We start from the raw sequence: 23,594 nt of genomic DNA on the forward strand, positions 1-23,594 counted from the left end.
GATTAAGTTGAAGCCAAAACAAAATAAATAAATTTGCATAGTAAATTATAAGTTCTGTCAAAAACTGAAACAAATAGAAAAGAAAAACTTAGAATCTCAGCATCTTAGAACCTCAGTACCTTTCTTATTCTAGATTAAGTTGAAACAAAAACAAAACAAATAAATTTGTAAAGTAAATTAGAAGCTCTGTAGAAACTAATTTTTAAAGTGAAGAAAAAAAACTTAGAACCTTAGCCACTCATAACCTCAGAACCTTAAAAAAAAATGAAAACTCTTGAATTCTTATTACTCGGAAAAAACGAAGCGATTCTGGCCATTTTACTTCGCCTTGTAAACGCATATGAAGATTGGAACGCAGTTTCTTTCAACAATGAAAAAGAAGCTCAGGAATATTTTCAGAATCACAAAATCGATGTTGTTCTCTTGAGTTCCGGAATCGAAGATCATGTCGAAAAAGAGTTTACTTCATTTTGCTTAAAACAGCAGCCAGAAGTTGAAGTAATTGAACATTTTGGAGGAGGAAGCGGTTTATTAAAATCAGAAATTCTCCACCGATTGCATCTAAAAGGAAAAATTTAGGTACCCGTATTTTTTCCTTTTAAAATTCATTAAAAGCTTAACGATAATTCATTAACGAATATCCAATTTTTATTGACGATATATCGCTAGGATCACTATTGCCTTTTCTGAAAAACCTTTTAAAATCAGCACATTACAAACAAGGCATTTAATTTGAATGCAAAACACTGAAAATCAAATACAAAATATTTTTAAACCTTTTAATTAACAACAAAATCACATTATCATGAAAAAATTAATCCTTACCGCAGCTTTATTATTTGTAACATTTATTGGATTCGCTCAAAAACCAAGTCCGGCGTTGTTAGACCCAACAAATCATACTTTAGTTCTAATCGATTATGAAAGCCAAATGGCCTTTGCAGTTAGCAATATTCCAATCGATCAGCTTAGAAACAACACCGCTCTTGTAGCCGGAGCTTCAAAAATATTCAAAGTTCCAACTGTTGTAACAACCGTTGCCGAAAAATCATTCAGCGGACCTGTTTTTAGAGAAATCGAAGAATTTTATCCACAAAAAACTTCAAACTATATTGATCGTACCACAATGAATACCTGGGAAGATGTTCCTGCACGAAAAGCAATTATTGCAACAGGTAAAAAGAAAATTGTTTTTGGAGGTTTATGGACAAGTGTTTGTATCGTTGGACCTGCTTTATCAGCAATTAACGAAGGTTATGATGTTTACGTAATTACAGATGCAAGTGGAGACGTTTCTAAAGAAGCACACGAAATGGCTGTAACACGTATGGTTCAGGCTGGTGCGCATCCAATAACTTCATTACAATATTTATTAGAATTGCAACGTGACTGGGCTCGTCAGGAAACTTATGTACCTGTAACCGATTTAGTTAAAAAATACGGCGGTGCTTATGGTGTAGGGGTTCAATATGCACATGAAATGTTGAAACACTAAATTTATTGGAACACGGATAACACAGATTCGCTATTGCGAAAAAGCAGATAAAACGGATTTAAAACTTATCAATGAACATAAATAAAAATCTGCGTAAATCAGCATTTTTGCGAAGCAAATCAGTAAAATCAGCGGGCAATTTTCAACTAAAATAGTTCCAGCAAAACTAAAAAGGCTGTGTTACCGCACAGTCTTTTTTTCTCCCAAAACCAACTAAAATACCACTATTATGAAACTCTCTTTCAAAATATTAGCTTTCTTTTTATTTATTTCTTTATCTGTTTTCGCTCAAGGCAAAAGAGCCACACTTATCGTTCATCATGCACAAATTCACACCTTAGATGATAAAAATACAATTGTTGAAGCGATGGCTGTCGCCGATGGGAAAATCCTGACAACAGGAAAAAACAGCGAAATCTTAAAATTAAAAGACAAAAAAACAATGGTAATCGATGCCAAAGGAAAAGTAATTATTCCAGGAATATTCGATTCTCACATGCACATTATCCGTGGCGGGAGATTCTTTAATACAGAGTTGCGCTGGGATGGCGTTCGTTCTCTCAAAAAAGCCTTGGCAATGCTGAAAGAACAAGCCCAAAGAACTCCAAAAGGCCAATGGGTTCGCGTTGTAGGCGGATGGAACGCTTATCAGTTTGAAGAAAAAAGACTCCCAACTTTAGAAGAAATCAACGAAGCAACTGGTGATGTTCCGGCATTTATTCTTCATTTATACGGACACGCTTATTTAAATAAAGCCGGATTACAAGCTTTAAAAATTGATGCTAATACTCCAAACCCAAATGCGGGATTAATTGAAAAAGATCCTGACGGAAATCCAACGGGATTGTTAGTTGCAGAACCAAATGCTTTTATTTTATACTCTACTCTTGCTAAACTTCCTGAATTATCTGAAGAAGAAAAATTCAATTCGACCAAACAATTTATGACCGAAATGAACCGTCTTGGCGTAACAGCCATTATGGATGCAGGCGGCGGATTTCAAAACTTTCCAGACGATTATGGTGTAACAAACCGTTTATGTAAAGACAGTGATTTAACGATTAGAATGCCATACTATTTGTTTGCCCAAAAAGCCGGAAGCGAACTAAACGATTACACCAAATGGATTAATACTGTTGAAATTGGCGAAGGCTGCGACGATCATCATTCAGACAAAGTAGAATATCATGTTCAGGGTGCTGGCGAAAATTTAGTTATGAGTGCCGGAGATTTTGAAAACTTCGATAAACCAAGACCAGAATTAAGCCCGGCGATGGAAGGACAACTAAAAGAAGTTTTGTCCTTATTAGTAAAAAACAGATGGCCATTTAGAATCCATGCAACTTATAATGAAAGTATTACGAGATTTTTAAATGTTATTGAAGACATCAATAAAGAAACACCTTTAAACGGTCTTTTATGGTTCTTTGATCACGGAGAAACTGTTTCTGTAGAAAATTTAAAACGTATCAAAGCTTTAAACGGAGGATTAGCAATTCAGCACAGAATGGCTTATCAGGGAGAAAGTTTCATTAAAAGATATGGAAAAACGGCTGCTTCAAACACAGTTCCGCTTAAGAAAATTCTAGAATTGGGAATTAAAGTAGGTATGGGAACTGACGGAACCCGTGTTGCCAGTTACAATCCGTGGGTAGGTTTGTATTGGTTAACAACCGGAAAAACTTTAGGCGGTTTAAAATATATGAATGATGAAAATATTATAGACAGAACTACCGCTTTAAAATTATTCACTTACGGAAGCGCACAGCTAATCAATATTGAAAAAGACCGCGGAATGCTGACAGCAAATAAACTAGCCGATTTTTCCATCCTTTCTGACGATTACTTTTCAACATCTGAAGAAAAAATCTTAAACATCGAATCAAAATTGACAGTCGTAAACGGAAAAGTAGTTTATGCTGATAATGACTTTAGAACTTTTGCAAACGAAACACCAAAAGCAATTCCGGATTGGAGTCCTGTAAATTACTTTGGAGGTTACCAAAAAAACTAAATAATGAAAAATACATTCCGATTATTGTTGCTTTTGGGAATCATTTTTTCTGCAAATGCACAACAAAAACCAGTTTTCCAAAAGCTGCGATATGACGATGATTTCCAATATCTAAAAACCGATTCGACGAAAAACTGGTACGAGAAAATCAAATATATTCCGTTAGGGAAAAACGACAAATACTACGCCTCAATTGGCGGAGAAATCAGGGAACAATATTTTTATACTGTTAATGATAAATGGGGCGATGAGACTACAGGCGGAGATGGTTATTTATTGTCGAGATATTTACTAAACGCCGATGTTCATTTGGGAAGATTTAAAACTTTTATCGAATTCCAAAGCAGTCTGGCCAACAGTAAAATTGATCCAAGTCCGGTTGATGAAAACGAACTGGATTTTCATCAGGTTTTTTTAGATGTTGATTTCATTCAAAATAAAAACCAGCAGTTAACTTTTAGAGTTGGAAGACAGGAAATCGCATTTGGATCTCAACGTTTGGTAAGCGTGCGCGAACGCCCAAATAATAGAATTGCGTTTGACGGAATGAAACTATTTTATAAAAATAGTAATTGGCAGACGGATGCTTTTTATTCACATCCTGTTGCTAATAAACCCGGAGTTTTCAACGATGATTTTAACGACACTGCCAAACTTTGGGGAAGTTATACGGTAATACATAAAGTGCCATTTATTCAAAATATCGATTTGTACTATCTAGGTTTATGGAAAAACCGAGCAGTTTTTGATAATGCTATTGGCGAAGAAACCAGACATTCCATAGGAACAAGAATCTGGAAATCAAAAGGAAATTGGAAATATGATTTTGAAGGTTTGTATCAATTCGGGAAGATCAATTCACAAAATATTTCCGCTTGGACGCTTTCATCAAATACATCTTATACTTTTGAAAACATAAAATTCAATCCAGAAATTGGTTTAAAAACTGAGTTTATTTCCGGAGATAAAAACAGCAGTGACAATCAATTGCAGACTTTCAATCCGTTATATCCAAAAGGCGCTTATTTTGGTTTGGTCGGATTAATTGGCCCTTCCAATTTAATTGATATTCATCCGTCAATTGGGTTAGACTTAACCGAAAAATTAGGCTTCGGAATCGATTATGACATTTTTTGGAGAAGCTCTATTCACGACGGTCTATATGCTCCAAACATGCAGCTTTTATATTCTGGAGATAACACAACTGAACGTTTTATAGGAACACAATTGATCACAAATTTTGATTATAATGTCAATTCTTTTTTAACCGTTTCTGTAGAAGGCGCATGGTTTAATGCGGGTGCCTTTTTAAAAGAAGCCGGTTCTGGAAAAGATTATTTTTATACTGCTTTGACAGCTCAATTTAAATTTTAAATTTGTGTAAGTCAATCTGTTCAAATGAGAAAAAAATACTCCAGTTCTAAAAAAATAATTATTGTTTTATTCATCTCCCTATTCTTAACACAATGTCTTTATAAAGATTATACTTTTAAAGAAAGCTTGTCACGTAATTTTTATTTAATGGAAAGTGATATTCTTCCATCAAAATATATCAACATACAACATGAAGATTCTGATTTAGTGCTGATTTATGATTTGATTGAAGTCATAGGTAATGATGATATCATATTGGTAAAGAATATAAATAAAAAAGGGAAAATTCAATATAATTTGATTGAAACTGCTGTAGTCGAATATCCCGAAGACATAAAGATTATTTCTTATGAAGATTTTTTAAAACGCAAAAAAAAAATTAACTACGAATATTCATATGATCAAAATAACGGATTTTCAAGAAATTTTAGCTGGCATAAATAAATCGATCTGTTTAATTATTAATAACAGCTAAATTTGTATAATTCAATGTCCAAATAATGGAGAAAAAATATTCCGTTGCCATTTATCCTTCGCAAGATGTTATTGATTCGGTCAAAACAATGAAGGATTATTTAAAAACCAAAATTGAGTGGTACAACAGCTGCAATTCTGTTGGACATATTACGATTTGTGAATTCACATTTGATGATTCTCAAATTGATAAATACAAACAAAAGCTCTTTAAAATCTGTGATACTTTTACAACGTTTCCCGTTTATTTAAATGATTTTGGATCTTATGAGAATGCCGGAGCCTTTTACATTACACCAAATGAAGATTCTAAAAACAACCTGAAACCTATTATGAAAAAGGTTCAGGAATCTTTAAAACCTTTAAAACTCAAAAAAAGCGACGATCCGCATATGTCTATTGGAAGGAAATTAACACCCGAAAATCTTAAAATCGCATCGCAGCTTTTTACTACAATCGACATTGATTTTCTATGCAAAGAAATAGTCTTAAGAGAATTAGATCCTGTCAAAAAACAGTTTTTTGTAATTGATACTTTTTCTTTTAATGGAAATGTGCAGCCTGAGTTTGTTCAAGGAAGTCTTTTTTAACCGCAAAGAGCGCAAAGATTTACGCAAGGTTTGCAAAGAAATAAAATAGCGTGCTTTGCGTAAATCTTTGCGCTCTTTGCGGTTAAACTCACGAAGCTTATTTTTTCGTATATTTGAATTTTACAATTCACACATATGAAATCCCTAGATTCATTTTACCAAGATATTTCCGGAGGCACAACTGCTGAATCCAATTCATTATTACCAAATGACATTCAAAAAGAAATTGGTCATTTTAATGTATTTGATATAAAAGAGCTTTATGAAAGACTAAAAGAAAAGCCCAGCATGCCTTATGACAGAAGAGCGTATTACAAAATAAGCTTAATAAGAGGCAGAAACAGAGCCGAATATGCTGATAAAGTAATCGAAATAGAAAAACAAGGGCTTTTATTTGCAACACCAAAAATTCCGTATAATTATGTACCGCAGGACACCAACCAATCGGGGCAGTTTTGCGTTTTTACCAGCGAGTTTTTATCTAAAAATAAAAGCGGAATTGATTTAGACGAACTTCCTATTTTTGCATCAGACGGTTATCCCATTTTTCAATTATCAGATGAAGAAGTTCAGGAAGTCGCATTGATTTTCAACAAAATACAAAAAGAAATCAATTCTGATTACATCTATAAATATGATTTGATCCGAAATTATGTGGCTGAACTAATCCACTTTGGACAAAAATTACAGCCTATAACAGCATTATATTCTAAGCACAATTCTGCTGCAAGAGTTTCTTCTTTATTTGCCGAATTATTAGAAAGACAATTTCCTATAGAATCTCCGCATCAGCGATTAGAATTAAGAACTGCAAAAGATTTTGCAGCAAGATTATCTGTTCACGTCAATCATTTAAATAAAGTTTTAAAAGAAAACACTGGGAAAACCACAACAGAATTAATCAGTTCCCGATTGACAAACGAAGCAAAAATCCTTTTAAAACAAACGGATTGGAATATTTCCGAAATCGCTTATTCGCTTGGTTTTGAAGAATTAGCGCATTTTTCTAATTTCTTTAAAAAACAAACAACCTTTACGCCTTTAGCTTTTAGATTGTAAATGGTTACAGAATAGCTGCTTCAACGTTTGTGAAATTCAAATCAGAATTGGAATTTGGAATTTAAAAAAATTGGAATTTCACAACAGTTGATTTGAATTTCGCAAACATTGATTTGATATTTACAATTCCCCACCTCTGCTTTGCTCCTACCTTTGTCTTATCAATTTAAAAGATAGAAAAGATGAATTTATCAAACAACAAAATTTTAATAACAGGGGGTGCAAGCGGTATCGGACTTGGGCTTACTGAACGATTTATTCAGGAAAATAATACTGTAATTATCTGCGGCAGAAGAGAATCTGTTTTGAATGAAGTTAAAGCAAAATTTCCTTCTGTAATTACAAAAGTCTGCGACTTATCTTTAGAAGAAGATCGTATTGCACTTTACCAATGGATTGCACAAAATCACCCTGATTTAAACGTATTAATTAACAATGCCGGAATTCAAAAATGGGTTTCCGTAACAGATGCTGATTTTTATGAAAGCATGAAAGCGGAAATCAACACTAATATTGAAGCACCGCTGCATTTAACTTCATTATTTATTCAGTTAAAATCTTTGACAACTGTAATGAACGTAACTTCTGGATTGGCATTTTCGCCTTTTGCCAAAGTTCCGGTTTATTCGGCAACAAAAGCATTTTTCCGTTCGTTCACACTTTCACTTCGCCATTTATTAAAAGCGGAAAATATTGAAGTAGTTGAAATTATTCCGCCTGCACTGAATACAGATCTGGGCGGAGTTGGACTACACGACGCACATCCAAGCGTAAGCAGTTTTATCGAATCTATTTTTGAGCAATTAAAAGAAGGAAAAACAGAACTTACTTTTGGAACCAGCGAAACAAGATTAAACGCAAGCGCAGAAGATTTAAGAAATCATTTTAATGCAATGCATTCTTAATTTTTAATTGTGAGTTGTTAATTGAAAAGACAAAACATTTCACATCTCACAATTAACAACTCACCAAAAAATTCACAATTAATAATTAACAATTCACAATTAAATAAATATGGCAGTAAATACAAAAATAGCCCTTGTTACCGGAGGCAGCAGAGGTTTAGGAAAAAACATGGCAATTGCAATTGCAAAAAAAGGAATCAACGTTATAATTACTTACAATAGCAAAAAAGAAGAAGCAGAAGCTGTTGTAAAAGAAATTGAAAGTTTAGGTCAAAAAGCCGCTTCACTTCAATTGAACGTGGCAGATTCAAATACTTTTGATGCCTTTTTTGAAGGTATTTCTTCCACTTTAAAAAGTACTTTCAATACTGATAAATTTGACTTTTTAGTAAACAATGCCGGAATTGGAATTCACAATTCATTCATTGGAACAACTGAAGCAGAATTTGACCAATTGACTAATATTCAGTTTAAAGGTCCGTTCTTTTTAACTCAAAAAGCTTTGAACGTAATGAACGATGGCGGCGGAATTGTAAATATTTCAACTGGGTTAGCAAGATTTTCATTTCCAGGTTATGCCGCTTATGCTTCTATGAAAGGCGCCATTGAAACCTTAACAAAATATCAGGCCAAAGAATTAGGCGAAAGAAAAATCAGGGCAAATGTTGTGGCTCCGGGCGCAATCGAAACCGATTTTGGCGGAGGAGTTGTTCGCGACAATGAACAACTAAACAAAAACTTAGCTTCAATTACAGCTTTAGGAAGAGTTGGCCTTCCAGACGATATTGGCGGAGTTGTTGCTTTTTTATGTACCGAAGATGCACGCTGGGTAAATGCACAGCGAATTGAAGTTTCAGGCGGAATGAATTTGTAATTCTTATTTACGCTGAGAATTAAACCCGACAGGCTTTAAAAACCTGTCGGGTTTCTATTTAAAGACAATAAACTTACTATCATGGTTAGTAACAATTTGAAGAGACAAACGTCTTATCTTAAACTAACCAAAATATGAAACCAAAAAAATTTGAAACTTCTCCCCAATTTTATGCGAGAATAGCCGGATTATTATATCTGGTTATTATTGTAACAGGTTTATTTGCTGAAGTCTTTGTAAGAAGCAAATTAATTGTTTATGGAGATGCAGCTGCTACAGCAAACAATATTATTCATTCTGACCTTTTATGGAGAATAGGAATCAGCGCAGATTTGATTATGCAAATTTGTGATCTGCCTGTAATGATTATACTTTATTATCTGCTAAGGCCTGTAAACAAAAAACTTGCATTGCTCAATTTATCTTTTAACTTGATTCAAACTGCTGTTTTGGCGGCCAACAAATTAAATCTACTTGCTGCCTTATTTTTCCTGGGAGATTCAGATTATTTAAAATCTTTTAGCCCAGATCAATTACACGCATTATCTTATCTTTCCATAAAATTACATAGCTATGGGTTGGGTGTAGGTTTGGTCTTTTTTGGTTTTGTGTGTCTTATTGAAGGATACTTGATTTATAAATCCCATTATTTACCAAAAGTATTAGGTGTGTTAATGGCAATTGCCGGTCTTTGCTACTTAATAAACAGTTTTCTATCAATTCTAGCACCGCAGCTTTCCAATTTTGCATTATTGTTTCCTTGCATCATTGCAGAATTAGGCCTTACATTATGGCTTATTTTTAAAGGTGTGAATCTTATCAAGTGGAGAGAAAAATTGGCGATTACATAATTTTATTAGACAATAGATAAAAAAACAAAACCCGAGAGGCTTTAAAACTTTTCGGGATTGTTTTTTTTTAAACGAGTTGAACGAGTTTTTTTTTATCCTATTTGAATTCTTTTAATTAAGTTCCCCTCCGGATCAAAGATGAGATTATAATCTTTTCCATCTTTTTTAACTCTCACTTCATAAGTTGCTTTATTTTTAGCATCAACAACAGAGTATGCTTCCCTTACGGCTGCAGGTACAGTTTTAGATTTAGTTTTGACTTTTGATTTCGAGTTCGTTTTAACCGGATAATTGGTGTCAAGGTAAAGCTGAATATTTTTTGGCAATTTAGCATTTGATATCTGTTCTTTATAAGTTTTAAAATTCCCATCACTGTCATAAACGGCATATGCCTGGGTTTTGGCTGCTGTCGTAAATTTTGCTGCAAAATTAATATCGTTCTCATCCTTACCATATTCCATAGACCAAATTGGTTTTTTTTGTGGATATTGTTTTTCAAACGCCTTTACTATATTTTCTGATGGAAGCAGAATGCTCTGTCCTATTAAAAAATTGCAGCATAGAAAAGTGGTAAATAATAAAAGTTTTTTCATGGTAACACTTTATAAAAAATTAAACATACGGATATGGGTAGTAAAATTACTACATTTTATTTTAAAAAAAATAATTTTGAGTTTTCTTACAGTAAAAACAAAACCCGACAAGCTTTAAACTTATCGGGTTTGCCGTTTTAAATATAATTGAATTAGTAAGTGTGCTTTTTAATTTTTTTCGATGATAACATCAAAACCACCATTTTGATCAAAAACAACATCATAAAATCTGGAGTCTTTTTCAAGGCCAACTTCATAAGTAGTTTTATTTTTGTCATTTACCACAACCGCAATTTCCTTAATAGCTTTTGGTGAGTAATTTTTCTTTAAATAATTCTGTGCTTTTTGAGGCAATTGACTTAACGGAATTTGTAATTCATACGCTTTTAAAATTCCCAAATTATCATAAACTGCCAGCGCTTTAGTATTTTTATCAGTAATGAATTTTGCTTCGTACCTGATTTCATCATTATCATCGCCAACGTAATCTATAGACCAGACCGCAACTTTATTTGGATATTCTTTTTCAAAAGTAAATCTAACTTTTTCAGGCGGTGTTACTACTTCATTTTGAGCACTTAAAAAACTTCCGTACAGTAAAACTAGCAGCAAGAATACTTTTTTCATGATCTTCACTATTAAAATTAAAATCAAAATAACGTATTAAAATTATTACTTTTAAAATGAAATCCAAATATTTTTTAATAAAAAAAATGCTACTTTTTTAATCTGTCTGTCAATTCCCTTTTGTAGGTTATTCCAACGGGTAATTTTTCATTTTTAATTATTACAAAATCTTTTTCTGTTGTATCAATTTTGTCCAGCGATACAATGTAGGATTTATGAATCCGGATAAAATTCTTTTCCGGCAGGCATTTTTCAAGCTCGGTTGTTGTAATTGAGGCCAGATAAGTTCGTTTTGCAGTGTGCAGTTTCACATAATTTCCAAAACTCTGTGCATATAAAAGCTGGTCTAATTCGATATCAATAAAATAGCCGTCAACTTTTACACTTACTTTATTTACAACCGCTTCCTCTTCTTTTGTTTTTATATTTTCTGTGGAAAAAAAACGATCTACAGCTTTTAAAAATCTCGGGAAATAAATAGGTTTCAGTAAATAATCAATTACGCCGTAATCGTAGCTTTCGAGTGCAAATTCAGAATAGGCTGTCGTTAAAATTGTTTTAGGATGATTTGGAATAATCTTCAATAATTCCATTCCTGAAATCTCCGGCATATTGATATCCAAAAACATCAAATCGACTTTATTTTCCCTTAGATAATCCATTGCTTCAATACCATTATAACCCTGAAAAACCAATTCTAACTGCGGATTTTGTTTTATGTAATTAGCTAAAACATAATGCGCTGCCGGCTCATCATCAACAATAATGCATTTTTTAGGATCTCTCATTACGCAAATCTTTTCAACTGCAGTTTTAAATCAACTATATAAGTCTTTTTATTCTCCTGAATATCGAGTGTATAGTTTTTCCCGAAAATCAAATTCAGTCTTTCAATCGTATTTTTTAAACCAATTTTGGTCGAAACAACCTCTGTCTGCTTCGTTGGAATTGAATTCACCACATGAAGATGCAGCTGTCCGTCTTCAACCGTAATAAAAATTTGAACAAAACATTTTTCAATCGCACAGGTTCCGTGTTTAAAAGCATTTTCTATAAAAGCAATTAAAAGCATCGGTGAGATTTTATACGCATTTTCGTTGTCAACTTTAGAGTCAAAAGTAATATCGCAGCGATATCCTACACGCTCTTTTTCAAGCTGTACATAACTGTTTATGAATTCTAATTCGTCTTCTAAAGATACGCATTGTTTGCTGTTACTTTCTAACTGATAACGCATTAACTGCGAAACTTTCATAATTAAATCCGGAGTTCTGTCCGGAAATTCTAAGCTGATTCCGTAAAGTGTATTAAAAGTATTAAATAAAAAATGCGGGTTCAATTGTCCTTTTAAAGAATTTAACTGCATTTGATTGAATAATAAGGCTTCTTCTGTACGTTTTCTGTGTATTCTGTAGAATTTAAAAACAATAATCGGGCTCAAGATACAAACCAAAGTTCCTAAAACACTCGCTAATTGATACACATAACTTCTTTGATGGGAGTTTTGATATAAATGACAATTACTAAACATATCGAGCATCGTAATCTCATATAAAACTATAGAAAAAACAAGAACTCCAAAAAGCGTTAATACCAGGTAAGTAAAAGGACGGCGGGTTTTAAATAATATGGGGAAAAGAAAGAAACGATTGAACTGGGCGTGCATATACAAAATGCAATAAAAGAAAATCCCCATTAAAACAGATGTTATAGAACTAAATAACATCCAGTCGTTTTTTAAAGTATATATAGTAAAGGAAAACGCGACGACGGCAATCTCCTGCCACCATTTGTTATCCAGTATATTATCAAATTTTATGCTCATTTTTTAAACTTAAATAGTTTACAAAGTACGGACAAATATTTAATTATCATTTCTAATAAATGACAAATTGAATTGGTCATTTATTATTGCAGTACATCACTTAACATGACTTTTATCAGTACAAGAGAAATAAATTTGCTCTATAATTTCACACTTGAGTTTATGTATTTCAAAAAAATTACCTTATTATTTTTCTTGATTTTTGCATCAATCGGTTACTCTCAAACCCTTTCTTTAAAAGAAGCAGTAAAAACTGGGCTTGAAAATTACGGTTCGATTAGGGCAAAAAACAATTACACCAATGCATCAAAAGAGACTCTAAAACAATCTCGACGTGATTACCTGCCAAACCTAAATTTATCGGCACAGCAGGATTACGGAACTGTAAATGGTCAAAACGGACCGCTTTATGGTTTTGGAGGTCTTGGAGTTGCTTCATCAGGATTACCGCTGCCGGAACAAAACTGGAATTCGGCTTTTGGCGCACTTTATCTGGTCAACATGAACTGGGATTTTTTCACCTTTGGAAAAACACAGGAAAAAATCAATTTATCTAAAATTGATGTTCAGGCCAAAGAAAAAGATTTACAACAGGAAAAATTCCAGCAGGAAATCAAAATTTCTGCTGCTTATTTAAATTTACTGGCAAGCCAGAGATTGTTGATTTCGCAGCAAAAAAATCTGGATCGTGCCGAAGTTTTCAAAAAGACAGCTGTTGCGAGAGTTAAAAACGGATTATTAGCCGGAGTAGATTCTACATTGGCAACTGCCGAAGTTTCTAAAGCTAAAATTGCATTGAATCTGGCGAAGAATTTCGTTAAAGAACAAAACAATAAATTAGTCGATTTAATGGGCGTTGCGCCACAGGATTTTGCTGTCGATACACTTTTTGTAACTCAGATTCCGAAAGAATTAATTAAAGGAAATACAACAACAGACAGCCTTCATCCTTTATTACAGTTCTATAAAACGAAAATCGATTACAGCAATCAGCAGGTTAAATTATACAAACGTTTTTATTACCCAACAATGAGTGCTTTTGGAGTTTTACAAACCAGGGCTTCAGGATTTGACAATAGTTATGCGACCGACCAAAATGCTTTTAGCAGAAATTACTGGGATGGCGTAAATCCGGATCGTACCAATTATTTAGTTGGAGTTGGAATTACATGGAATTTAACCACACCTTTTAGATCAAGCAAACAAGTAAGCGCTCAGAAATTTGTTTCACAGGCTTTACAGGAAGAATACAATCAGGCAGACAGAGAATTGAAATCACAGCTGACTTTTGCCGAAGATAAGATCAAAATTACACTTGATAATTATGCCGAAGCACCCATTCAGGTTGATGCGGCAAAAAGAGCTTACATTCAAAAATCGACTTTATACAAAAATGGTTTAACAGATCTAACTGATTTGACCCAAACGATTTACACTTTAAACCGTGCCGAAATCGATCGTGATATTGTGAACAATAATGTATGGCAGTCGTTTTTACTGAAAGTTGCTGCAACGGGCAATTTTGACTTATTTATAAATGAATTTTAATTATAACGTCTAATGAATTTAATACGTTTTGCACTCCGCAAACCCATTTCCATATTAGTATTGGTTGCGGGTCTATTTTTCTTCGGAATTGGCGCCATCAAAGACATTAAGGTAGATATTCTGCCAAAAATGAATTTGCCGGTTATTTATATTGCGCATCCGTTTGGAGGTTATACGCCAGACCAGATGGAAGCTTATTTTGCTAAAAACTACGTGAATGTTTTGCCTTTTTCGAATGGTATCAAATCGGTAGAAACCAAAAATATTCAGGGGTTAATGATTATGAAATTAACCTATTATGAAGGCACAAACATGGCGCAGGCCGCTGCCGAGTTAAGTGCGCTTTCAAACAGAATCCAGGCGGTTTTTCCTCCGGGAACACAGCCTCCGTTTATCATTCGTTTTGATGCTTCTTCACTGCCAATCGGGCAATTGGTTTTGAGCAGTAAAATTAGATCTAATAATGAATTACAGGATTTAGCCAATGTTTATGTTCGTGCTTCGTTTACTTCGATTCCCGGTTTATTATCTCCGGCTCCCTTTGGCGGAAGCCCAAGAACTATTGAAGTGAACGTTGATCCTGATTTATTGCGTTCTCATAATATGACGGCAGATCAAATTGTTGAAGCGATTCGTTTAAACAATCAAACGGCTCCATCCGGAAACGTGCGTATGGGCGACAAAAATTATATTACGCCAACCAATAATACGATTAAGGAAATTAAGGATTTTGAGCAGATTCCGTTATTTAAAGGCGGCGTTCAAAATCTAAAATTAGGTGATGTTGCTTCTGTAAAAGACGGTGCCGATATTACGGCAGGTTATGCATTGGTAAACGGAAAACGTTCGGTTTATATTAGTATTGCAAAAGCCGGAGATGCTTCGACTTGGGATGTGGTTCAGAAATTAAAATCAGAACTTCCTAAAATTCAAAGTACACTTCCTGAAGATGTAAAATTATCTTATGAATTTGACCAGTCGGTTTATGTAATCAACTCGGTTAAAAGTTTAATTACTGAGGGAATTATTGGTGCGGTTTTAACGGGATTAATGGTTTTATTATTCCTGGGAGATAAACGTGCGGCATTAATCGTAATCTTAACGATTCCTATTTCGATTATTTCGGGAGTTTTATTCCTGAAATTATTCGGACAAACGATCAACTTAATGTCTTTGAGCGGACTAGCTCTTGCAATTGGTATTTTGGTGGATGAAAGTACGGTTACGATCGAAAATATTCACCAGCATCTTGATATGGGAAAACCCAAGGCGCTCGCTATTTGGGATGCGTGTCAGGAAATTGCATTACCTAAATTATTGATCTTACTTTGTATTCTAGCTGTGTTTGCGCCAGCATTTACAATGGTTGGTATTCCGGGAGCTTTGTTCTTGCCTTTGGCTTTAGCAATTGGATTTTCGATGGTTATTTCGTTTTTATTATCTCAGACTTTTGTGCCTGTAATGGCAAACTGGATAATGAAAGGGCATGAAAAACACGAACATGGCCCAGAAATTACAGATGATGAAGCAGAATTTAGAGACTGCGGTTTAACTCCGGAATCTGAAAAAGATTTGATCACACAGAAAAAAGGTTATGTCGAAAGATTAGATACAGATAATAACGGAAAAATAAGTCTTTTTGAAAGATTCAAAATCCGTTTTATGAGAACTTTAGATCGATTGTTTCCATACAAAAAAGCAACAAGTATTATCTATTTGGTTTCTGCCACAGCTTTAGCGATTGTATTTATTGGTTTTATCGGGAAAGATGTATTCCCAAAAACGAATTCAAGCCAGTTTCAATTGAGAATACGTGCTGTTGACGGAACTCGTTTAGAAAGAACAGAAGAACAAGCCAGAATTGTTTTAAAAGAATTGGAGAAAATGGTTGGAAAAGAGCATATCGGAATATCTTCTGTGTATGTGGGTCAGCACCCTTCTCTATTCTCCATCAACCCGATTTATTTATTCATGGCGGGTTCGCACGAAGCTGTTTTTCAGGTAAGTTTAAAAGAGTATCATGTTGACATGGATGAGTTTAAAGATGACTTTAGAGCAAGACTTAAAAAGGTACTGCCAAATACTAAAGTTTCTTTTGAACCAATCGAATTGACTGATAAAGTTTTAAGCCAGGGCTCTCCTACTCCAATCGAAATTCGTATTGCCGGAAAAGACAAAAAACGAAATGAATTATACGCCAATCAAATTGTTGATAAACTAAAAGCGATTTCGTATTTCAGAGATGTGCAAATTGGTCAGCCAATTCACTATCCGGCAATGAATATTGATATTGACAGAACGCGTGCTGCTGAGTTAGGCGTTGATATGAATGATATTTCGCGTTCGCTTGTGGCTTCGACTTCATCTTCAAGATATACCGAAAAAAATACCTGGGTTGATGAAAGAGCGGGATTATCATACAACGTTCAGGTTCAGGTTCCTTTGAACAAAATGAAAAGCAAAACTGATATTGGAGAAATTCCGGTATTAAGAAACTCGATTCGTCCTGTTTTGAGTGACGTTGCAAAAATTACACCCACATTTGTAAGTGGTGAAAATGACAATTTAGGGGCTATGCCTTACATTACCGTTACGGCAAACATCAACCAGACCGATTTAGGTACGGCTACAAAAGATGTGAGCAAAACAATTAGTTCTTTAGGCGAATTACCTCGTGGTTTGTTCATTTCGCCAATTGGGTTAAGTACTGTATTGAGCGAAACATTAAGTAGTTTACAAACAGGATTATTGGTTGCCGTTTTTGTAATCTTCTTAATGTTAGCCGCTAATTTCCAGTCGTTCAAAGTTTCATTGGTAATTTTAACGACAGTTCCTGCGGTAGTTTTAGGAGCTTTATTAATGCTTACGCTTACAGGTTCAACGCTAAATTTACAATCGTATATGGGGATCATTATGTCGGTTGGAGTTTCGATTGCCAATGCCGTTTTACTGGTCACAAATGCCGAACAATTGCGTAAACGAAACGGAAATGCATTAGAGTCTGCACGAGAAGCTGCGGCGTTACGTCTTCGTCCTATTATCATGACCTCTGTGGCGATGATTGCGGGAATGCTGCCAATGGCAATTGGGCACGGTGAAGGAGGCGATCAGGTTTCTCCGTTAGGAAGAGCGGTTATTGGCGGATTATTATTTTCTACTTTTGCCGTATTATTAATTCTTCCTCAGATTTTTGCCTGGGCACAAGAAAAAACATCGACACAATCTGTTTCTTTAGATCCTGAAGACGAAGAAAGCATCCATTATATCTCATCATTAAAATCAAAATAATGAATAATAAAATTATAAAATATAGCGCGCTGTTTTTTGCAGCATTATTTTTCCTTAACAGCTGTAATTCAAAGAAAGAAGAACCTGTTGTGGCAGAAATCGAACCTAAAACTGAAACGTTTCTTTTAGAAAAAGAAAAACTAAGTACAGAATTGCGTTTACCAGCCGAATTAACTGGTTTTCAACAAGTAGATTTGTATGCTAAAGTGAGCAGTTTCGTAAAATTATTGAAAGTTGATATTGGTACGAAAGTAAAAAAAGGACAGCTTTTAATTGTTTTAGAAGCTCCTGAAATCAGTTCACAGCTGGCTGCAGCCGAATCGAGATTAAAATCAATGGAAGCGATTTATGCCACCAGCAAAAGTACTTATAACCGTTTGTATGAAACAAGCAAAGTTGAAGGAACGATTTCTAAAAACGATTTAGAAATGGCAAGCGGAAAGAAGAATTCTGATTACGCGCAATACCAAGCCGCAATTGCAGCTCATAAAGAAGTTTCGATTATAAGAGGTTATTTGGAGATCCGCGCTCCGTTTGATGGCGTTGTAGCGGCAAGAAACGTGAATTTAGGAACATTTGTTGGTCCGGCAGGAAAAGGTTCAGATTTGCCTTTGTTAACCATTCAACAGCAAGATAAATTACGTTTGGCGGTTTCTATTCCTGAATTGTATACGGGATATTTACACGAAGGCGATGAAATGAGTTTTAATGTAAAATCATTACCTGAAACTTTTAAAGCTAAAATTACGAGAATGTCTGGTGCTTTAGATTTAAAATTACGTTCTGAGCGTGTTGAAATGGATGTTGTAAATACAAAAAAGGATTTATTACCGGGAATGGTTGCCGAAGTTTTATTACCGCTTAATGCGAAAGACAGCACATTTGTAGTTCCGAAATCAGCAGTGGTGAATTCTGCTGAAGGTTTGTTTGTAATTAGAGTTGTGAATCATAAAGCAAACAGAGTTGATATTAAAAAAGGAAGGGAAATCGACGATAAAATCGAAATTTTCGGAGATTTAACTCTTAAAGATAAACTGGTGAAAATTGCCAGCGAAGAAACTAAGGAAGGCGATATCATAAACGAATAACCTGCGTTTTAGTCTTCAATTTAGTGATTACCAAAAACTGTACGCATTCTTAGGAATGCAAATTTAAAAATTTGCCTAAGAGGGCAGTTCTTCTTTTTGAAGAGCTGTCCTTTTTTTATAAAATCAAGTATAAACACTTAATATTTTAACTTTAAAAAAATATATATTTGAAAAAAGCAATATACGTATGAATCAAGATTTTTCCGCTGATAGACCTATTTCAAAACAAATCGAAGATAAATTTCAACGTTTTGAGTTTGCAAAAAGAGTTGCAACTACAATAAATAACAGAAAGAATGAAGATTGTATTGTAATTGGATTATATGGAGCTTGGGGAGAAGGCAAAACTTCTCTACTAAATTTTATAGAATCAGAATTATTAAAAAATGAAAACATACTTTGCGTTAAATTTAATCCTTGGCGATACACTGATGAAAATGCACTTTTAAATCAGTTCTTCCAAAAGCTAGCTGACACTTTAGATTCTAATCTAAAAACTAAAAAAGAGAAAGCGGGTGAAATCTTAAAAAAATATGGGAAGTTAATTAATTTTGAATTACCTGGAGTTGGCAACGTTGGTGAAACATTAGCAAATACTGGAGATGTTTTAGATATCGTAGATGTGGAAGTGCTGAAAGGTCGCCTTGAGGAAATTCTAAAAAAAACAAAAAGTAAAATTGTCATTTTTATAGATGATATTGATAGATTAGATAAAATTGAAATCCATTCTATTTTTAGATTAGTTAAATTAACTGCTGATTTTTCAAATACGACATATATATTATCTTTTGATGAGGAAATGGTATCAGCTGCAATCGGAGAACGTTTTGGACAAGGAGATCAAAGGTCAGGGCAAAATTTTCTTGAAAAAATAATCCAAGTACCTTTAAAAATACCATCTGCACAACCTGAATCACTTAAAGATTTTTGCCTTGAAATAGTAGAAAATGCTATCAATTCAAATAATATAGAAATTACACAAGAAGAAATACGTCAATTTTTTTATCAATTTACAACAAATATATTAGTTCGTTTAGATACTCCTCGCCTGGCAGTTAGATATGGAAATTCAATTTCTTTTACAATGCCTCTTTTATATAAAGAAGTAAATATTGTAGATCTATTATTAATTGAAGCAATTAAGATATTTTATCCTGAATTTTATTCATTTATAAAAAGTAATCCAAGTTTATTTATTGCTGCTTCAAATACAACTTTAGGAAAAGAGATTCAAGAATCTAGACAGCAACAATTAAATGACTTAGGAAAAGATTATACTTCAAGTCAAAAGGCAAGCGCTTTAAGATTAATACAACAATTATTCCCTATTAGGCAAGATGATACAATATTTTCATCATTTGATAAAAATATTATTGATGTATGGTTTAAGAATAAGAATATTGTTTCTCCAAAATATTTTAATAAATACTTTAGCTACTCCGTTATGAAGGGAGAAATATCTGATATTGTATTTCAGAATTTTATAGATGAAGTTATTTCATTAAACCGAGATGAAGTTAATCATGCTTTAAAAACTCTAATTGAACAAAGCAGTCCAGATAATCTTCTATATAAGCTAAGGAGTATTGAACAAGAAATAAATTGGGAAAAATCGAAGAAAATATCAAATAGTATATCCGATATTTCTGATCTTTTTCCATCCTATCAAAAAAGTTTGTTTCTATCTTTTGGTGCTCCAAAAAGTCAGGCAGCACTTTTTGTATATCATCTTATTAGAAAACATGATAATAAAGAAGAGCAGTATCAATTTTCAAAAGAACTTTTATCCGAAAATTCGAAATTTAATTTTGCATATGATTTATACCAATGGCTAAAAGAAAAAGAAAAAGATGATTATAAATACTTTACAAATGATGAAAAAATTGAATTAGAGAATATCTTGTTAGACAAGGCACTTGAAGAATCTAAAAACAATTCTATTTTTGAAGAATTTCCAGATTATGCAAATGATTTATTTCTCATTTGGATAAATAAAGAAAAGAAAGACCTACATAAATACATCAAAAAAATATTAGATAAAAATCCAAAAGCTCTCTTGGATCTTATTAAAATATATATTCCAACCGCTACAAGTACGGCTGTGAAAGGACCTTACAAATCAGATTTTTCGGAAGATAATTACAATTATTTCATTTCGTTATTTGATAAAAACTATATTGACAAAATTGTAAATAAAATATTTAGTAAAAATGAACTAGATTCTAAAGAAGTAAGATGGACAAGGATGCATGAAAATAAACAGGATGATATTAATATCATTAGACAATTCAGATATTGGTTCGAAAAAGACATATCTTCAATAGATTCTAATTTGAATCCTTTATAACCCGATAGCGCGGATTTGCAATCCGTGTCCGCAAAGTAAGGAATGCATTTTTTCTCTAAGAACTAAAAACCTCAACCATAAAAAATCGAGGTTTTTACATTTATAAGCTTTTAATCCCTGCTTGCTTCCGGCTAACACGAGCGCCTCACTTGAAAGCAAAAACGACAACTAATCTAACTAAAAATTAAATTATCACACAAAAAGAACTAAAAAAGGTTTTCCGTAATAATTAGATAATGATTGGTTTTAAGTTTACTAATTATTAACCTTAATTATTTAAAATTATGGCATTACCATTAGGAACAACTGGCAAAACCGGTGAAACATGTCCTGAATCAGGAGTGTGGGAGGCACAATCATCTCCATCAACAACTATACCTTTAGCAAAAGGTAATCAATTTCCTCCTTACAACAACAAAGCTGTAACATGGAAGTTAATCCGATATGCTTAACAGCTTATTGTTTATTTTAAGACTTCCAGAAATGGAAGTCTTATTTACTGGAAAATGAAAACCAAATAAAAATATTATGAAAAAACGAATATTATACTTCTAGTTTTTGCTTCTATCATTTTAGTAGCAGTTTTAACTAACCCAAGTAGTGAAGAACATAAACAAGCTGTAAAATCAGTAATAAATCAAGTTGTTCAGAATTCTATCTCAGAAAATGGGTCTGATATGGAAAAATTAGGGATTTTGTTTGGAAGTTCTTTGGCAGAAAAGTTAATTGAGAATTCTGTAACTAGAGACAATTATATACTATTTTCAATTACTAAAATTACATGGCAAGGCAAAAGTAAAAGCATTGGCTATGGTCTATTTGGAAATGTTTTTCTTTCTGAAAAAGTAAATAAAGCATTTAATAATGATGAAATAAACAGCTATGAAAATACTTTAGAAGCAGTTGATACTATGGCTGTCAGTGTAGACACAATGGCTACAGAATAGCCCAATAACGCGGATTTGCAATCCGTGCCAACAAAGTAGTGAATAAAGAACTAAAACCTCAATTTTTTCAAATCGAGGTTTTTTATAAACTCTATTCCTTCTCCAAATATGAATTCAAAATTTCAGCCAATTCATTTAGCCAAAAAAAGCTGTTTTCTAAGTTATCAATTCCGTTTTGAAGGGTTTCATGTTCTCGCATAACACCTAAAGCAAGGATATAATTTACCTGTCTTATTGCTTTGGCCATGTCTTGCGGATCAATTTTAGTGTTGAAGAAATTTAGAAGTCTTGTTTCAGCTTCTCTGGAAAGTGTGTTTGTATTCATGTCCTAAAATTCAATAATTTGACGCTTACAATTAGTTGTTTAAAATACACCAATGTTCACAATTGTTGAATCCCACATATTAAAAATAAGAGTTGGACATTATTCTATTTTAACTTAATATTACATCAGCTAAAAACCAGAAAATACCTTATGAAAAAAATTATTTCTTTACTATTTCTTGTAGTTCTTTCTTCATGCGATCAGAATCATTCGAATGAAAAATTTGAAAAGAAAACAGTCGAAAATAAATATTCATTATCTGTTCCGGAAAGTCTTGGCGTTACGACTGAATTAAATGGTCAAGCTTCTTTACAATTACAGAATCAGTTTGACGAATTTTATGTTATTGTAATAGATGAATTAAAAACTGATTTTGTAAATGCTATTGAAAATAATTTATTAAACACAACACCAGATCTCGATGGATATTACAATGCTACTTTGAATAATTTAAAAAAATCCGGTTTAAAAGATTTTAAGCTCTACGATGTAAAGAAAAAGAAAATTAATTCCTCAAGTGCTATTGTTTTTTCAGTATCTGGAATCATCGACGGTTTTAACGTTTTTTATCGATTGGCAATTGTAAAGGGAAAAGACCGATACTATCAAATCATGTTATGGACAGAAGCCAGTAAAGAAAAAAAATATACCGACAGAATGAATAGAATTCTAGATTCTTTTAATGTAGAAGAAGTTGGTTATTCGAAAAGCAAAAATCGTTTGGTAAAAGACAGAGCGAAAAAATAATGAGAGAAAACATTCTATTCCTTCTTCAAATAATAACTATAGACTTTTTTACAGCCTTTGGGTTATATTCAATTCTATATCTAATTGTTTCAATTTTTATAAAGAAACCAATCCTGTATAAAATAGACGAAGAAGCCGTTAAATTTATTTCTTTGGCTGGCGTAATTTATTTTGCAGTCTGGATAATTGGAATTTTTGTTTTTTATGCAGAAAGTAATCCCGAAGAACAAAACGATTTGATCAACAGATTGTTCGGGAAATATTGGTTTGGGATTTGGTTTCAGCCTATTCTATGGTTCGCTCTTACACAATTACTGCGATTTAAAAAAGTTAGTAAAAATGCTTTATTGAGAATTGTATTCAGCTTTTTGCTTATTGTTTCAATAGAACAATTTATAATATTTATTACTAGTTTCCATCGCGATTATTTACCAAGCTCGTGGACAATGTATCGTGATTTAGATATTTATCCTTCTAATTTTTTTCTTGCATTATTGATTAAAATTATGGTGTTTTTGCTTTTTGTTGGAATATATTATCTCGTAAAAAGTCAAATGAAAAAATTTGCAATAAATAGAATAATTGAGAATTGAAAATATTCCTTTTTGATAAGTTGTAAAAAA

The 23,594-nt window shown here is 33.1% G+C and carries 23 protein-coding genes; 18 read left to right on the forward strand and 5 right to left on the reverse strand.

Annotation, left to right across the window (positions count from 1 at the left end):
• Positions 1–264: 264 nt before the first annotated feature.
• The 10 genes from ASD98_RS01560 to ASD98_RS01605 all read left to right on the forward strand — a co-directional run bounded on the left by ASD98_RS01560 (position 265) and on the right by ASD98_RS01605 (position 9,636).
• On the forward strand, positions 265–579 hold the full coding sequence (locus ASD98_RS01560) for a hypothetical protein (protein WP_056199178.1): 315 nt from the start codon (positions 265–267) through the stop codon (positions 577–579).
• Between the two features lie 226 nt (positions 580–805).
• Positions 806–1,495 (forward strand): hydrolase, encoded by a 690-nt coding sequence (locus ASD98_RS01565; RefSeq protein ID WP_056199181.1) that lies wholly within the window; start codon positions 806–808, stop codon positions 1,493–1,495.
• Positions 1,496–1,724: 229 nt separating this feature from the next.
• Positions 1,725–3,509, forward strand: a complete 1,785-nt coding sequence (locus tag ASD98_RS01570) for an amidohydrolase (RefSeq protein WP_056199186.1) — start codon at positions 1,725–1,727, stop codon at positions 3,507–3,509.
• A gap of 3 nt (positions 3,510–3,512) precedes the next feature.
• Complete coding sequence (locus ASD98_RS01575) at positions 3,513–4,883, forward strand: alginate export family protein (RefSeq protein WP_056199189.1); 1,371 nt, start codon at positions 3,513–3,515, stop codon at positions 4,881–4,883.
• A gap of 147 nt (positions 4,884–5,030) precedes the next feature.
• The gene (locus ASD98_RS01580) at positions 5,031–5,327 is read left to right on the forward strand and encodes a hypothetical protein (protein ID WP_128414763.1); all 297 of its coding nucleotides are present in this window, start codon (positions 5,031–5,033) and stop codon (positions 5,325–5,327) included.
• Between the two features lie 56 nt (positions 5,328–5,383).
• Entirely contained in the window at positions 5,384–5,947 is a 564-nt protein-coding gene (locus ASD98_RS01585) for a 2'-5' RNA ligase family protein (protein WP_056199195.1), read from the forward strand.
• Between the two features lie 135 nt (positions 5,948–6,082).
• Positions 6,083–7,006 (forward strand): AraC family transcriptional regulator, encoded by a 924-nt coding sequence (locus ASD98_RS01590; protein ID WP_056199197.1) that lies wholly within the window; start codon positions 6,083–6,085, stop codon positions 7,004–7,006.
• Between the two features lie 182 nt (positions 7,007–7,188).
• Entirely contained in the window at positions 7,189–7,911 is a 723-nt protein-coding gene (locus ASD98_RS01595) for an SDR family oxidoreductase (protein ID WP_056199201.1), read from the forward strand.
• 109 nt (positions 7,912–8,020) lie between these two features.
• Positions 8,021–8,785: an SDR family NAD(P)-dependent oxidoreductase gene (locus ASD98_RS01600; protein ID WP_056199204.1), complete on the forward strand. Its 765-nt coding sequence runs from the start codon at positions 8,021–8,023 to the stop codon at positions 8,783–8,785.
• Positions 8,786–8,919: 134 nt separating this feature from the next.
• The gene (locus ASD98_RS01605) at positions 8,920–9,636 is read left to right on the forward strand and encodes a DUF4386 domain-containing protein (RefSeq protein ID WP_056199208.1); all 717 of its coding nucleotides are present in this window, start codon (positions 8,920–8,922) and stop codon (positions 9,634–9,636) included.
• A gap of 92 nt (positions 9,637–9,728) precedes the next feature.
• Here ASD98_RS01605 and ASD98_RS01610 read toward each other — a convergent pair whose 3' ends face one another.
• From ASD98_RS01610 to ASD98_RS01625, 4 genes are all read right to left on the reverse strand, one after another.
• Complete coding sequence (locus ASD98_RS01610; protein ID WP_056199211.1) at positions 9,729–10,229, reverse strand: hypothetical protein; 501 nt, start codon at positions 10,227–10,229, stop codon at positions 9,729–9,731.
• 168 nt (positions 10,230–10,397) lie between these two features.
• Positions 10,398–10,856: a hypothetical protein gene (locus ASD98_RS01615; RefSeq protein ID WP_056199214.1), complete on the reverse strand. Its 459-nt coding sequence runs from the start codon at positions 10,854–10,856 to the stop codon at positions 10,398–10,400.
• Between the two features lie 89 nt (positions 10,857–10,945).
• The gene (locus tag ASD98_RS01620) at positions 10,946–11,644 is read right to left on the reverse strand and encodes a LytTR family DNA-binding domain-containing protein (protein WP_056199217.1); all 699 of its coding nucleotides are present in this window, start codon (positions 11,642–11,644) and stop codon (positions 10,946–10,948) included.
• Positions 11,644–12,681, reverse strand: a complete 1,038-nt coding sequence (locus ASD98_RS01625; protein WP_056199220.1) for a sensor histidine kinase — start codon at positions 12,679–12,681, stop codon at positions 11,644–11,646. The genes ASD98_RS01620 and ASD98_RS01625 overlap by 1 nt, the downstream gene beginning before the upstream one ends.
• A gap of 162 nt (positions 12,682–12,843) precedes the next feature.
• Between ASD98_RS01625 and ASD98_RS01630 the strand changes: the two genes are divergently transcribed.
• The 6 genes from ASD98_RS01630 (at position 12,844) to ASD98_RS01650 (ending at position 21,899) form a co-directional block, all read left to right on the forward strand.
• A complete protein-coding gene (locus ASD98_RS01630) occupies positions 12,844–14,229 on the forward strand; it encodes a TolC family protein (RefSeq protein ID WP_056199223.1) in 1,386 nt (461 codons plus the stop codon).
• Between the two features lie 12 nt (positions 14,230–14,241).
• Entirely contained in the window at positions 14,242–17,517 is a 3,276-nt protein-coding gene (locus ASD98_RS01635) for an efflux RND transporter permease subunit (protein WP_056199226.1), read from the forward strand.
• On the forward strand, positions 17,517–18,605 hold the full coding sequence (locus ASD98_RS01640) for an efflux RND transporter periplasmic adaptor subunit (RefSeq protein ID WP_056199228.1): 1,089 nt from the start codon (positions 17,517–17,519) through the stop codon (positions 18,603–18,605). Before ASD98_RS01635 ends, ASD98_RS01640 begins: the two co-directional genes overlap by 1 nt.
• A 187-nt stretch (positions 18,606–18,792) precedes the next feature.
• Complete coding sequence (locus ASD98_RS01645) at positions 18,793–20,952, forward strand: P-loop NTPase fold protein (protein ID WP_056199231.1); 2,160 nt, start codon at positions 18,793–18,795, stop codon at positions 20,950–20,952.
• A gap of 284 nt (positions 20,953–21,236) precedes the next feature.
• Positions 21,237–21,404, forward strand: coding sequence for a hypothetical protein (locus tag ASD98_RS23920; protein WP_017495593.1), 168 nt, complete (start codon positions 21,237–21,239; stop codon positions 21,402–21,404).
• A gap of 117 nt (positions 21,405–21,521) precedes the next feature.
• Positions 21,522–21,899 (forward strand): DUF4359 domain-containing protein, encoded by a 378-nt coding sequence (locus ASD98_RS01650; protein WP_255357649.1) that lies wholly within the window; start codon positions 21,522–21,524, stop codon positions 21,897–21,899.
• 91 nt (positions 21,900–21,990) lie between these two features.
• Here the strand turns inward: ASD98_RS01650 and ASD98_RS01655 are convergent, their stop codons facing one another.
• Complete coding sequence (locus ASD98_RS01655; RefSeq protein WP_056199237.1) at positions 21,991–22,224, reverse strand: hypothetical protein; 234 nt, start codon at positions 22,222–22,224, stop codon at positions 21,991–21,993.
• Between the two features lie 150 nt (positions 22,225–22,374).
• Here ASD98_RS01655 and ASD98_RS01660 point away from each other — a divergent pair, with 150 nt between their 5' ends.
• On the forward strand, positions 22,375–22,971 hold the full coding sequence (locus ASD98_RS01660) for a hypothetical protein (RefSeq protein WP_056199240.1): 597 nt from the start codon (positions 22,375–22,377) through the stop codon (positions 22,969–22,971).
• Complete coding sequence (locus ASD98_RS01665) at positions 22,971–23,564, forward strand: hypothetical protein (RefSeq protein WP_056199243.1); 594 nt, start codon at positions 22,971–22,973, stop codon at positions 23,562–23,564. Before ASD98_RS01660 ends, ASD98_RS01665 begins: the two co-directional genes overlap by 1 nt.
• Positions 23,565–23,594: the final 30 nt, after the last annotated feature.

The sequence above is a fragment of the Flavobacterium sp. Root186 genome (assembly GCF_001428525.1).
In the GTDB taxonomy this organism is placed as follows: Bacteria; Bacteroidota; Bacteroidia; order Flavobacteriales; family Flavobacteriaceae; genus Flavobacterium.